This window comes from Kitasatospora sp. NPDC032150 (assembly GCF_055579945.1).
In genome coordinates this window covers 43,120-55,808 of the sequence record NZ_JBVIMH010000008.1, presented here as the reverse complement: position 1 = coordinate 55,808, position 12,689 = coordinate 43,120, and the positions used below count along the sequence as shown (strand labels likewise).

The window sequence follows — 12,689 nt, the reverse complement described above, 5'->3', positions numbered from 1 at the left end:
GCACCACCCGCCCGGAGGGTGGGGGCGGGTCACCGTCGGGTGACTTTTGATCGCCCGTTCGGGCTGTTTCGTCCGGGTTTTGATGACTGCTATGGCCCTGGAGCCGTGATCCTGCCCGAGGGGCCGGCCAAGGGTTCTGTGATCGGTACCGCAATCACGGGTGGGCCGTGCGAGGCGTGACTAGGCTGCGGACATGGTCAATCTCACGCGTATCTACACCCGTACCGGCGACGACGGGACCACCGCGCTCGGGGACATGAGCCGCACCACCAAGACGGACCCGCGGCTGATCGCGTACGCCGACGCGAACGAGGCCAATGCGGCGCTCGGCGTCGCCATCGCGGCCGGCGCGCTGCCCGAGGACGTGGTCGCCGTGCTGACCAGGGTGCAGAACGACCTCTTCGACGTGGGGGCGGACCTCGCCACGCCGGTCGTCGAGAACCCCAAGTACCCGCCGCTGCGCGTGCAGCAGAGCTACATCGACCGGCTGGAGGCCGACTGCGACCACTACCTGGAGCAGTTGGAGAAGCTGCGCAGCTTCATCCTGCCCGGGGGGACCCCGGGCGCGGCGTACCTGCACCTGGCGTGCACGGTGGTCCGGCGGGCCGAGCGGGCGACCTGGGCGGCGATAGAGGTGCACGGTGAGTCGGTGAACCCGCTCACGGCGAAGTACCTGAACCGGCTGTCGGACCTGCTGTTCATCCTGGCGCGGGCGGCGAACAAGGAGCGCGGGGACGTGCTGTGGGTGCCGGGGGAGAACCGCTAGCGGGGGCGCTTGGGGAAGATCGTGTAGCTGGCGGCGATGACCAGGCTGACGCCGATGACCCAGGCCATGGTGCGGTACCACTGGGTGAGGGCGGCGGTCCTGGCGGCATCGCCGACCAGGGCGGTCATCCCGGCGATCAGGGCGACCGTGACGGCGGCGGAGACCAGGGTACGGGCGAAGATCCTCCACTCGTGGACGGCGCGGGCGCTTCCGTACCGCGGTGGTTTCGCCGGCGGCGGACCGCCCGCGAAGCGGTGGGCGAAGTGGCCGTCCGCCCAGGTCACCAGGTAGTGCCCGTAGCCGACGGAGAAGCCGACGTACGACGCGGCCAGGCCGTGCGTCCAGTCGGCCACCGTGCCGTGCCGCAGGTCCCGCACGGTGGCGGCGAGCAGCATCAGGTCGATCAGCGGCAGGGCCACCAGCAGGGCCGCGCTCACCCGTCGCCACCCGAGCAGGTAGCGTGCGGCCAGCGCGGCCGCGAGAACCACCCAGAAGCCGATCTCGCCGGCGACGATCAGGGAAACCATGCCCTCGATCGTCCGGGAACGGGCGGTGGGCGCGCATCGTCGCGGCTGCCGATCCGCGGCTGCATCCTTCGATGTACGCCTTCTCCGCCGTCCGGCCCTCGGCAGGCGCGGCGGCGGATGGTGTGATGGTGGGGTGCGAAAGATCGCTCTCGGGCCGCGTCAGGAGGACTCGTTCATCGCCGTCGCCGGGCTGCTGGCCGGCGTGGTGCTGACGGCGTTCGACGCGTACGACCACACCGGCGTCCCGCCCGGGGTGAACCTGGTGCCGCTGGCGGCGATGTCCGGTCTCGAACTGCTGCGGCGCACCCGCCCGTGGTGGACGGTGGGCCTCGGCGCACTGCTCTTCACCGCGAACGTCTTCGCCGGATCGAACATGGCCACGGTGGTCATGTACACCGATCTGCTCTACGCGGCCACGCTCTACGGCAGCCGCCGGATGGCCACCGTGCTGCACCTGAGCGGTGCCGGGGTGACGGTGGTGCTGTCCAGCCTGGTGCTCTGGTACGGCTCGGTGGGGCAGGCGCTACTGGTGGCGGGGTTCGCCGGGCTGGTCTTCATCGCCCCGGTGTGGACCGCCGACATCCTGCGCGAGCACCGGGACCGCGCCGACACCGAGCGCCTGCGGGCCGAACAGACCGCGCTGCTCGCCGAGTTGGACCGGCGCGAGGCGGTGGTCGCGGAACGCTCGCGGATGGCACGCGAGTTGCACGACGTGGTGGCCAACCACCTGTCCGCGATCGCGATCCACGCCACCGGCGCCCAGTCGCTGGCCCGTCGGCAGCAGCGTCCGGCGGACGACCCGTTGCTCGCGGCGATGGCGGTGATCCGGGAGAACAGTGTCCAGGGCCTGGCCGAGATGCGCCGGATGATCGGTCTGCTCCGGGAGAAGGACCAGGGCTCGTACGAGGCGCCCAGGCTGGATGCACTGGACTCCCTGCTGACGCACGCGCGGGCGACGGGCAGGGACGGCGGGCTGGTCTTCGAACTGAGCGAGGACGGCGAGCGCGGCGAACTGCCCGCCCCCGTCGAGCTGGCGGCCTACCGGATCGTCCAGGAGTCGCTCACCAACGCGCTCAAGCACGCCGCCCCCGGCACCGTCCGGCTCAGCCTGGCCTACCGGCCCGAGCACCTGGAGATCGTCGCCGACAGCCCGTACCGGGACGGCGGGTGGCCCGCCGCGCCGGGGGCCAGGGCCGGCCTGGTCGGGATGGGCGAGCGCGCCGGGCTGCTCGGCGGCAGTCTGGAGGCCGGACCGGTGACCGGCCCCGACGGCGGGCGGTGGCAGGTGCGGGCGGTGCTGCCCAGGGAACCCAGGGGTGAGGAGGGGTCGTGACGATCCGGGTGCTGGTGGCCGAGGACCAGGCGGCGGTACGGGCCGCGCTGGTGATGATCCTGCGGGCCGACCCCGGCCTCGAGGTGGTCGGCGAGGCCTGTGACGGCGAGCAGGCGGTCCGACTGGCGCTGGAACTGCGGCCGGACGTGGTGTTGATGGACGTGCAGATGCCCAGGCTGGACGGGGTCTCGGCGACCCGGCAGGTGGTCGCGGCCGGCGCGGCGCAGGTGTTGGTGCTCACCACCTTCGACCTGGACGAGTACGTGTACGGCGCGCTGCGGGCGGGCGCCGCCGGGTTCCTGCTCAAGGACCTGGAGGCGGACACCCTGGTCGAGGGCATCCGTACGGTCGCACGGGGAGACGGCATGCTCGCGCCCTCCGTCACCCGCCGCCTGATCGGTACCTTCGCCCGCCCCGACCGGCCCGACCAGCCCCGGGCGAAGGCCGCCGTCGAGGGGCTGACGCCGCGCGAGCGCGAGGTGCTGTGCTGTCTCGGTGCCGGGCTCTCCAACGGTGAGATCGCCGTCCGGCTGGCGATGGCGGAGGCGACCACCAAGACCCATGTCAGCCGGATCCTGGCCAAGCTGGAACTGCGCAGCCGGGTCCAGGCGGCCATCCTGGCCCAGGACTTGGGGCTCGTCATGGAGTAGCCGACCGGCGACGGGATCCGCCGGTCTAGTCGAGGTGGAGCGCCTTGCGGGCGGCGGGGAGGTCGGCGGGCCAGACCATCAGGCGCAGTCCTTCGCTGGTGCGCGCCAGGGTGTACCTGATCCCGGCGGACCTCAGCAGCGCGGCCAGTTGACGGGCCTCGGCCTGGTCGCCGGGGGCGGCCACGGGTACCAGCAGGCCGTACTCCTCCGGCTTGCCGCTGCGTGGCGGGCGGGCCACCAGGGACTTGCCCGAGCCGTACGTCCAGCGCAGCAGCAGGACCAGAACACCGAGCACCGCGAAGGAGATCAGCATCAGCGTCAGGGTGCGCACGGTTCAACCTCCCAGCGGTCGGGCGCAGATCACACCGCACAAGTTCACCACGGAGCGTCCCGGGGCATTAGAGTCCGGCGCGTGAGTGAGTGAAGCGGGCGGCACCCTCGGGGGGAGGCGCGCTTCGCGAAGAGACTGCCGAGCGATGCTGGGCAGCACATGAGCGGTGCGGCTCGCGGGAGGCGACCCCTGCCCTGAGCCGCCATCAGACCGGCACTCGGGAGACAGCCAATGAGCAACGCATCCACCCAGCAGATCGCCGTGATCGGCGCCGGACTGATGGGCGCAGGCATCGCCCAGGTCTCGGCGCAGGCCGGTCACCCGGTGGTGCTGCGGGATGTGACGGACGCCGCGCTGCAGCGGGGTCTGGACGGTATCCGCGCCTCGTACGACAAGTTCGTCGCCAAGGGCCGGATGACGGCCGAGGAGGCGGAGGCGGCGCTCGGCCGGATCACCACCACCACCGACCTGGGCGCGGTCGCCGAGGCCGACATCGTGATCGAGGCGGTGTTCGAGCAGCTGGAGGTCAAGGAGGGCGTCTTCCGCGAGCTCGACAAGCTGGCCAAGGACGGCGCGGTGCTGGCCTCCAACACCTCGGCCATCCCGATCACCCGGATCGCCGCCGCGACCTCGCGTCCGGAGAGCGTGGTCGGCGTGCACTTCTTCTCGCCGGTGCCGCTGATGAAGTTGGTCGAGCTGGTGCGCGGCTACAAGACCAGCGACCAGACGCTGGCCACCGCCCGCGCCTACGCCGAGGGCGTCGGCAAGGAGGTCGTGGTGGTCAACCGCGACGTGGCCGGCTTCGTCACCACCCGCCTGATCACCGCCCTGGTCGTCGAGGCCGCCAAGCTGTACGAGTCGGGCGTGGCCACCGCCGAGGACATCGACACCGCCTGCCGCCTCGGCTTCGGCCACCCGATGGGCCCGCTGCAGACGGCCGACCTGACCGGTGTCGACATCCTGCTGCACGCGGCGCAGAACATCTACGCCGAGACCAAGGACGAGAAGTTCGCCGCTCCCGAGGTGATGGCCCGCATGGTGACCGCCGGGGATCTCGGCCGGAAGAGTGGCCGCGGTTTCTACGGGTACGAGAAGTAGGACGGGAAGCAAGCGGGAAACGGGCCGGAGAACAGGCTGATCGGCCGTCCTGCGGCAGGGGCAGTGGGTGAGTTTGCTCACGCCTCTGCCGCAGACGGGTGATTTGGGCGGTAATCGAGCGTGGGCGTGGGGTCCGACTGCGTATATTCCCTCGGACGAGTGAAGTTGCTTCAGATCTGACAGTGACCAGCAACCTGCACAGCGGCTTCACCGTCAGATGAGGGGGAGTGCAGGCGTGGCCCCCGGAGCACGGCGCGACCGAGGCGTCGGTCCGGGACGGAGCCCCGGCAGCCCTCACCGGCAGAGCGGAGGATGAGAGCGTGCGCATCACCGGCGACCACGGCGGTCTGGCCATTGAGGGCCGCCTCGACGTCCGCAGCGCCGCCGATGCCCGGGTCCGGCTGCACCAGGCGGTGGACGGCGGACAGGGCGACCTGGTGCTCGACCTGTCCGGTCTGGAGTCGTGGGACGCCACCGGTCTGGGCGTGATCATGGGCACGCACCGGCGGGCCGGGCGGCTGGGGCGCAGGCTGGTCCTGCGGGCCGTTCCGGCGCAGCTGCAGCGGCTGCTGGTGGCCACCCGCCTGCACCGCATCCTGGCCGTCGAGGGCACCGTCGCCGACGCGTACGGAACCAGCCTCCCCGCACTCGGCGTCACCCAGCCGAACCCGCTGGTCGCGCCCTACCTCTGAGGGCGTTTCGCGGACGGTGCCGGGCCAGGCGGTGCCGACCTCCCGGGGCGCGCCCCGGAAGGCTCGCCCGGGGCTGCGATCGGGCGGACGAGTGTGGAAAAGTCTGCGCTCAGGAGTTGACGGCAGAGCAGGGGCGGAGCGGAACACGTGGTACAGCCATCCGGAGACCTCCGGCAGGACGGACTGCGGCCCAGGACCGGTGAGGTGGTCTCCGGCAGTCTGCTGCTGACCATCGGCGGCCCGGACGGCTCAGAGGCCCGGCCGTGCCCGGAGGACTGGCGTCCCTCCCCGCGCCGCCGGGGTGGCGCGGGGGCACCGGCCGGCGCGCAGGCGTCCGGCCGCGCCTCGGTCGAGGCGCCGCTGCTGGACCGGGAGACCGAGATCGCTGAGCTGCTGCGGCTGCTCTCCGAGGGACGGTCGGTGCGCCTGGTCGGTCAGCCGGGTTCCGGCCGGAGCGCCCTGCTGGCGGCCGTCGCCGACGCGGCCGCCGGTATCGCGCCGGACGGTGTGGTCCGGCTGAGCGGCTACCGCAGGACCGCTCAGGACCTGCTCCAGGACCTCTTCGCCGTCACCCACCACAACCCCGGCTACCGACCGGACCGCCACCAGCTGCCCGCGTTGCTGGCGCCGGTCGGCGCGATCGTCGTGATCGACGACGTGGAGCCGTCCGGTGAGGAGCTGGAGGAGCTGCTCGCCACCGCGCCCGACTGCGCCTTCTTGATCACCGTCGCCCCGGACGGCCCGCCACCGGCGCCCGGTTCCCGGCTGGAGGACCGACCGGTGGCCGGGCTCTCGCGGCCCGCCTGCCTGGGGCTGGTGGCCCGGCTCGCGGGGCGGCCGCTGGAGGAGCACGAGCGGTCCTGGGTGGTCGACCTCTGGTTCGAGTCGGAGGGCCTGCCGCTGCGCTTCGTCCAGGCGGCCGCGCTGCTGCGCCGGCGCGACGCGGAGGTCGACGGGCTGGTCGCGGCCCGGCAGGAGCGGCACAGCGTCTTCGGGCTGGTGAACGAGCTACCCGAACCGGAGGACCCGGCCGAACTGGAGAGCGAGCTGCGCCGTACCGTCCGGCTGCCCTCGGTCGCGGAGAGCGCCTCGCCCGCGGTACGGCTGGCTGAGGGGCTGAGCGAGCCCGCGCAGGCGGTGCTGCGGCTGGCGGTGGCGTTCGGCGGCGAGCTGCCGACGGCCCCGCACCTGCCCGCGCTGATCGACGAGGACCTGGGCGAGAGCGTCCTGCGGGAGCTGGTCGACTGCGGTCTCGCGGTCCCGATCGGCGGGCACCACCGGCTCTCCTCCGGCGTACTCGACCTGCTGGCGCCGCACTGGGCGCCCGGCACGGTCGCACACGGCGCGGCCCGGCACTTCTCCTGGTGGGTCGGGCACGGCTCGGTGGACCTCGGACAGATCGCCGCCGAGGCCGAGGTGGTGATCGGCGCACTGCTCGCCGACCGGGCCGCGGGCCGGTGGCAGGAGGTGCTGCAGCTCGCCAGGGCGGCGGCCCCGGCCCTCGCGCTGTCGCTGCGCTGGGGAGCCTGGGAGCGGGTACTGGAGCTCGGTCTGGAGGCCGCGCAGTCGCTGGGCTCGACTGCGGACCAGGCCCACTTCCGGCAGGAGCTGGGTGTGCTGGCGTTCTGCGAGGGGGCGCCGGAGCGGGCGCGGGCCGAGCTGGAGACGGCCGTGACGCTGCGGGCGGCCCCCGGCGGGGCGCGCGGGAGCGCGGCGGCCCGGCGGATGCTCGACCTGATGCAGGCGCAGACCGTACAGCTGCCGGTGGTCGAGAGCGCGCCCGAGGCCGACGGCCGGCGCCCCGGGATCCGGGGGATCGCGGTCCCGTGGCGGTTCGGGAACGCCCAGGTGCCCGAGCGCACCCGGCGGGTCGTCCTGACCGTCGGTACGGCGGTGCTGGCGCTCTCCGTCCTCGGTACGGCGGTCGGGCTCAGCCTGGCCGGCTCCCACTCGGACCGGACCAGGACGGTGCAGCCGGGCGGCTCGCTGGAGGAGACCCCGATCACCGACAACCTGCCCACGGCCGGGAGCACCACGGCCGGTCCCCACCGGTCGGCTCCGGCCGGCGGCCGGGCCCCGGCGGGCGGTACGGCGGTTCCCGGGCCCGGCGGGACCGGGGCGGCCGGGACGAAGGGCGGCGGTACGGCCCACGGCGGCAGCCACCGGCCCACGGGCGGGGACGGGCCCGGCCCGTCGGTCACCGACCCGTCCTCGGAGGAGACCTGGGGACCCTCGCCCACCCACCGACCGGGCGGCGGTGGCACGCCGTCTCCGACCGGCGGTCCGTCGACGGGCCCCTCACCGGACCACTCGCCGGACCCGGGGCCGTCCAAGAGCACGTCCGCGCCGCCGTCGACCGATCCCTCCCCCACGAAGTCGCAGACCGATCCGCCGAGTTCGGCTCCGTCGACGCCGAAGACCAGCGGCTCGGCCTCCGGGACCCCGTGAGCCAACCGCACCCGGGGGCGGGCGCGTGATGCCCGCCCCCGGGTGTACGGCCTTTTGGGCGCCTCCGGGGGCCGGGGCGGGGCCGGGCTCACCGGGAGACCCGGCCGCTCTCAGAAGAGCTTGAGCTTGTCGTCGTCGATGCCGCGCAGCCCGTCGTAGTCCAGGACGACGCAGCCGATGCCGCGGTCGGTGGCCAGGACGCGGGCCTGGGGCTTGATCTCCTGGGCGGCGAAGATCCCCTTCACCGGGGCGAGCAGCGGGTCGCGGTTGAGCAGCTCCAGGTAGCGGGTCAGCTGCTCGACACCGTCGATCTCGCCGCGCCGCTTGATCTCGACGGCGACCGTGGTGCCGTCGGCGTCGCGGCAGAGGATGTCGACCGGGCCGATGGCGGTCGGGTACTCGCGGCGGATCAGCGACCAGCCGGCGCCGAGCACCTCCATCCGGTCGGCCAGCAGCTCCTGGAGGTGGGCCTCGACGCCGTCCTTGACCAGACCGGGGTCGACCCCGAGCTCGTGCGAGGAGTCGTGCAGCACCTCCTCCAGGCTGATGATCAGCTTCTCGCCGGCTTTGTTGGTGACCGTCCAGGTGCCTTCGGCCTCCTTGAGGCTGCAGGGCGGCGACATCCAGTTGAGCGGCTTGTAGGCGCGGTCGTCGGCGTGGATGCTGACGCTGCCGTCGGCCTTGACCAGGATCAGCCGGGTGGCGGACGGGAGATGGGCGGAGAGCCGACCGGCATAGTCGACTGAGCAACGGGCAATTACGAGACGCACGGTCCACCACGCTAGCCCACCGGGGCCAGTTGAAGCGATTCCGCGACGGCCGGGTGAAGAAACCCCGGACACGGCGAACCATGGAGTGCGGCACCCGCGCGCCGGCGCACACGGCGCACGCCCTCCGCTGCCCGGGGCCGCTCGACGGGGATGGAGACGTGAGATGAACGGTCCGACGGAATCCGGCCAATCTGGTCTTCCGGGCGGTTAATCCGGTGCAATGCGCCGGATTCGCCAGCCGTGCTGACAATCGCCTGTCACTCTGTGGTGAGCGGTCGTCGCTCGACCCGGTGGCCGCCGGACCGTCCGCCGTCCCGGGGGTCGTCCGGCCCGTCGGGGCGCGGCGCACACCGCCGCGGGCCCGGCCGTGTGCCGGTTCGCACGTCACTCAAGCGTCACCCCAGCGTCAGAGCCCCAAGCGTCACAGCAGCGTTCATGCGTAAGCCCGTCCGAGGACCGGGTCGGGCCCAAGGCACCGTGCGCGACCCTGCACCATCGGGCATCGGCCGAGCACGGCACGGCACCATCCGCACCAACCGCACGACCACCGTGGCGGCCGCGCCGCGGTGGACCGCGAGAGGAGAACCCATGTCGCTCGACGTCTCACCGGCCCTGCTGGAGAAGGCCGAGAGAGGAGAGGTCGACGAGCGGGAGTTCGTGGACTGCGTCCGCGTCTCCCTGCCGTACGCCTGGGAGCTGATCAGCTCGCTGGTCGCCCAGGTCCAGGTCGACGGCACCGACTTCGCCGACAACCAGGTACCGCCGCCCAGCGAGCGGGAGCGGGGCCAGCTGCTGCGGGCGATGGCCAGCGACGCGATCCGGGGCTCGCTGGAGCGCCACTTCGGTGTCCGGCTGGCGTTCCAGAACTGCCACCGGGTCGCGGTCTTCACCTCGTCCGAGGCGAACGAGGAGCGCCACCGGCGCTTCACCTCGATCCGGGCCCAGCTGCTCAACCAGTCGCCGGAGCTGCGGGACTGCTGAACGGAGCCTCCGGGGGGCGCGGGGAGCCGCACGGCAGACCCCGTGCGCAGGTGCGGGGCCGACCGGGCGGCTGCCGCGCCCCCCGGAGCTGCAGCGCCGGGCAACCCGGCGCTCCCGCAAGGGAGTTGCCGGGTGCCGGGCTCAGCTCAGCTGCGGCAGTACCTCGGCGCCGAGGCGGGCGATGTTGTTCAGGGTCGCCGCGCGGTCGCCCGAGCCCTCGGCGAGCAGGGCGAAGCGCCGGATACCGGTGCGTTCGGCGGTGGCCAGCAGCCGGTCCGCGCAGTGCCCGGGCGTGCCCACCGCGTGCAGGTCGCAGAGGAGTTCGGTGTACGCGTGCGGATCGCGCATCCGCCGTTCGCGGCCGTCCACCGTGCGGTGCGCGCCGAGCCCGTACTCGAACCAGCCGGGCATCGACCGCAGCAGGCCGTCGCGGGCGGTCGCGATGCGGTCCTCGATCTGCACCACGCCGACCGCGACGTGCTCCCGCTCGACCCTGGCCAACTGCTCCTCGCCGCGGCCGCAGGCCCGCCAGGCGGTCCGGTAGGCGGCCAGCATCTGCTGCTTGTCCTCGTCGCCGGAGTGCATGCCGAGCAGCATCGGCAGGCCCCGCTCGGCGGCCGTCCGCACGCCGGTGGGGGAGGTGCAGGCGGCGATCACCGGTGGGCCGCTCTGCGGCTGGTCGCCGGGCAGGGAGCCTCCGGTCATGCCGTCGCGGCGCTGGCGGGGGAAGCGCAGCAGGGTGCCCGCCCCCGGGTCCACGCCGAGCCAGTCGGCGAGGTCGGGCACCCGGGCGGCCGTGCCCGGTGCGGGCTCGGCGGCCCGGGGCACCACGGCCACCTCGGGGAAGCGGAACTGCGGTCCGTCCGCACCCACCCGGACGCCGCGCAGCCAGCGCAGCAACAGGTCGAGCCGCTCGGGGAAGCCCTCCTCGTAGGCGGCCAGCCCGGTGCCGAAGACGTCCAGGTCGATCCAGGGGCCGCCGCGGCCGACCCCAAGGGTGAACCGGCCGCCCGAGACCAGGTGCAGCAGTGCGGCCCGCTCGCCCAGCGCCACCGGGTGCGTGGTGGAGAGCACGCTGACCGCCGTCCCGACGCCGATCCGGCGGGTACGGCCGAGCAGCATCGCCGCGAGCGTCGCCGCGTCGGGGCAGACGCCGTACGGCACGAAGTGGTGCTCCGCCAGCCAGACGCTGTCCAGGCCCGCGCGTTCGGCGGCGACCGCGCTGTGCACGGTGCGTTCCAGCGCCTCGGCGTGGCTCTGTCCGGGGAACTGGGCCGAGAGCTGGAAGGTGCCGACCCGGATCGCGTCAACGGCCGCCGGGTGCCCGTCGGAGGGCTCGGGGAGCGGACTGCGGGACGAGCCGGCCGACGGGTGGGGGTCGGCCGGCGGGTGCGTGCCGGGGAGCGGGCTGGTCATGGTCATCGGGTGCCTCCTCGGGGGCCGCAGGGTGTGCGAGCCCCGCGTTGTCCCCCTGTGAGTAACCGATGTCATGTGCCATTGGCACGCCGGTCTCCGAATTTCGCCGGGGAACGGGTGGATCTCGGGGGAAACGCCGAAGTGCCCGTCCCCACCGTGATAGTGGCGTGACCGACGGTATTCGGAGGCTGGGCCGCGCCGTACCCTGGAAGACCGCAGAACGCCCCGAAGACCCCGCGCCGCCGAGAGGTAGTTGACGTGTCGCCTCGCCGTAACCGGATCCCCAGCAGCCGGAGCAGGAGTGCCGCCGAGGAACTGCCGCCGTCCGCGCCGCTCGGGGGTTCGCTGCAGCGGACGGAGACCTTCCAGGGCGAGGAATGGGTGGTGCGGACGGTCGCCGGGACGGCGGGACGGTACTACCGCTGCCCGGGGTGCGACCAGGAGATCCCGCCGGGCGTCGGCCATGTCGTCGCCTGGCCGGGCCACGGCGCCGGGGTGGACGACCGGCGGCACTGGCACCGGGCCTGCTGGAACGCCCGCGAGCGGCGGACTGCCAACCTCCAGCGGGGGCGGGGGGCTCCGCGGTACTGAGGCGCGCGGTGCCGAAGGCCTCAGGTGTCGCGCCTCTCGGGCAGGACGCCCGGCGCCGTGGTCCGGTCGTGCGGCATCGCGGCGGCCTCGGCCGCGAACAGGCGGAGCACCGGGTTCCTTCCGCGGCCACCCACCCGGGCTTCACCCGGGGGAGGAAGTCATAAGGGTGCGTTGGTCGCGGCTACTCGGCGTGCCGCTCTACGGTGGCGGTATGACGTTCCCCAGCACACCGGCGTTCCGCGAGAACGGCACCGGTACCCCGCTCGTCCTGCTGCACGCCTTCCCGCTCTCGGCCCGGATGTGGGAGGCCCAACTGGAACTGCTCCCCGGCCCGAGCGGGGACCGGGCCAGGGTGCTGACGATGGACCAGCGAGGCTTCGGCGGGGCGGAGTTGGGCGATCAGGAGCCGTCGATCGACCTGATCGCCGACGACGTCGCCCGGCTGCTGGACGCCGTGGGGATCGACCGGGCTGTGATCGGAGGTCTGTCCATGGGCGGGTACGTGGCGATGGCCTTCGCCCGCCGCCACGGCGACCGCCTGTCCGGGCTGCTGCTCGCCGACACCAAGGCCACCGTCGACACCGAGCAGGCCCGGGCCAACCGGGAGCGGATCGCGCAGGCCGTACTGGCCCGCGACAGCGTGCGGCTGCTCGCCGAGGAGAAGATCGAGGAGGGGCTGCTCGGGCCCGGAGCCGATCCCGAACTGGTCGCCCGGGTAAGGGAGATGATCGCCGAGTCGACGCCGCGGGCGGTGGCGTGGGCGCAGCGCGCGATGATCGCGAGGGAGGACTCGCTCGACATCCTCGCCTCGGTCGCCGTTCCGGCGGCCGTCATCGTCGGCGAGTTCGACGCCCTCGCGCCGCTGTCCGAGGCGCGGCTGATGGCCGACACGCTTCCGGACGCCCAGCTCACGGTCATCCCGAGCGTCGGGCACCTCAGCTCGCTGGAGGCGCCGGAGACCTTCAACGCGGCGGTACGGGGGCTGCTCCGGCGCGTGGGCCACTGAGGGGCCACTGACCGTCCGCCGGGCGTCCGGGAGGGCCGTGGCGGTGGCCCCTGGGGGCGCTGCGCGGCGCCCGGCGCGGA

At 73.5% G+C, this 12,689-nt stretch carries 13 protein-coding genes; 9 read left to right on the top strand and 4 right to left on the bottom strand.

Annotated features, from left to right (window positions below; translation table 11 throughout):
- The first annotated feature begins 193 nt into the window (after window positions 1-193).
- Window positions 194-766 (top strand): cob(I)yrinic acid a,c-diamide adenosyltransferase, encoded by a 573-nt coding sequence (locus tag ACZ5ON_RS12090; RefSeq protein ID WP_465589571.1) that lies wholly within the window; start codon window positions 194-196, stop codon window positions 764-766.
- Here the strand turns inward: ACZ5ON_RS12090 and ACZ5ON_RS12085 are convergent.
- Window positions 763-1,293 carry a hypothetical protein gene (locus ACZ5ON_RS12085; protein WP_465589568.1) on the bottom strand — a complete coding sequence of 177 codons (531 nt, stop codon included), beginning with the start codon at window positions 1,291-1,293 and terminating at the stop codon, window positions 763-765. The genes ACZ5ON_RS12090 and ACZ5ON_RS12085 overlap by 4 nt on opposite strands.
- A 133-nt stretch (window positions 1,294-1,426) precedes the next feature.
- On the opposite strand from ACZ5ON_RS12085, the gene ACZ5ON_RS12080 reads away from it, so the two are divergent.
- Both ACZ5ON_RS12080 and ACZ5ON_RS12075 read left to right on the top strand, forming a co-directional pair.
- Window positions 1,427-2,626 carry a sensor histidine kinase gene (locus tag ACZ5ON_RS12080; RefSeq protein WP_465589565.1) on the top strand — a complete coding sequence of 400 codons (1,200 nt, stop codon included), beginning with the start codon at window positions 1,427-1,429 and terminating at the stop codon, window positions 2,624-2,626.
- On the top strand, window positions 2,623-3,276 hold the full coding sequence (locus tag ACZ5ON_RS12075) for a response regulator (protein WP_465589562.1): 654 nt from the start codon (window positions 2,623-2,625) through the stop codon (window positions 3,274-3,276). The genes ACZ5ON_RS12080 and ACZ5ON_RS12075 overlap by 4 nt, the downstream gene beginning before the upstream one ends.
- A gap of 25 nt (window positions 3,277-3,301) precedes the next feature.
- Here the strand turns inward: ACZ5ON_RS12075 and ACZ5ON_RS12070 are convergent, their stop codons facing one another.
- Complete coding sequence (locus ACZ5ON_RS12070; RefSeq protein ID WP_465589559.1) at window positions 3,302-3,607, bottom strand: hypothetical protein; 306 nt, start codon at window positions 3,605-3,607, stop codon at window positions 3,302-3,304.
- A 231-nt stretch (window positions 3,608-3,838) separates the two neighbouring features.
- Here ACZ5ON_RS12070 and ACZ5ON_RS12065 point away from each other — a divergent pair, with 231 nt between their 5' ends.
- The 3 genes from ACZ5ON_RS12065 (at window position 3,839) to ACZ5ON_RS12055 (ending at window position 7,845) form a co-directional block, all read left to right on the top strand.
- Window positions 3,839-4,705, top strand: a complete 867-nt coding sequence (locus ACZ5ON_RS12065; protein WP_465589555.1) for a 3-hydroxyacyl-CoA dehydrogenase family protein — start codon at window positions 3,839-3,841, stop codon at window positions 4,703-4,705.
- Between the two features lie 320 nt (window positions 4,706-5,025).
- Complete coding sequence (locus ACZ5ON_RS12060) at window positions 5,026-5,397, top strand: STAS domain-containing protein (protein WP_344639474.1); 372 nt, start codon at window positions 5,026-5,028, stop codon at window positions 5,395-5,397.
- Between the two features lie 147 nt (window positions 5,398-5,544).
- Window positions 5,545-7,845: an ATP-binding protein gene (locus ACZ5ON_RS12055; RefSeq protein ID WP_465589551.1), complete on the top strand. Its 2,301-nt coding sequence runs from the start codon at window positions 5,545-5,547 to the stop codon at window positions 7,843-7,845.
- A 110-nt stretch (window positions 7,846-7,955) separates the two neighbouring features.
- Here the strand turns inward: ACZ5ON_RS12055 and nucS are convergent, their stop codons facing one another.
- Window positions 7,956-8,615, bottom strand: a complete 660-nt coding sequence (gene nucS / locus ACZ5ON_RS12050; protein ID WP_465589548.1) for an endonuclease NucS — start codon at window positions 8,613-8,615, stop codon at window positions 7,956-7,958.
- A 588-nt stretch (window positions 8,616-9,203) separates the two neighbouring features.
- Here nucS and ACZ5ON_RS12045 point away from each other — a divergent pair.
- Entirely contained in the window at window positions 9,204-9,596 is a 393-nt protein-coding gene (locus ACZ5ON_RS12045) for an SCO5389 family protein (protein ID WP_344639477.1), read from the top strand.
- Window positions 9,597-9,737: 141 nt separating this feature from the next.
- Here the strand turns inward: ACZ5ON_RS12045 and ACZ5ON_RS12040 are convergent, their stop codons facing one another.
- The gene (locus ACZ5ON_RS12040) at window positions 9,738-10,898 is read right to left on the bottom strand and encodes an LLM class flavin-dependent oxidoreductase (protein ID WP_465590040.1); all 1,161 of its coding nucleotides are present in this window, start codon (window positions 10,896-10,898) and stop codon (window positions 9,738-9,740) included.
- Window positions 10,899-11,270: 372 nt separating this feature from the next.
- Between ACZ5ON_RS12040 and ACZ5ON_RS12035 the strand changes: the two genes are divergently transcribed.
- Window positions 11,271-11,603 carry an ATP/GTP-binding protein gene (locus ACZ5ON_RS12035; RefSeq protein ID WP_465589544.1) on the top strand — a complete coding sequence of 111 codons (333 nt, stop codon included), beginning with the start codon at window positions 11,271-11,273 and terminating at the stop codon, window positions 11,601-11,603.
- A 211-nt stretch (window positions 11,604-11,814) separates the two neighbouring features.
- Window positions 11,815-12,609, top strand: a complete 795-nt coding sequence (locus ACZ5ON_RS12030) for an alpha/beta fold hydrolase (RefSeq protein ID WP_465589542.1) — start codon at window positions 11,815-11,817, stop codon at window positions 12,607-12,609.
- The last annotated feature ends 80 nt before the right edge of the window (window positions 12,610-12,689 follow it).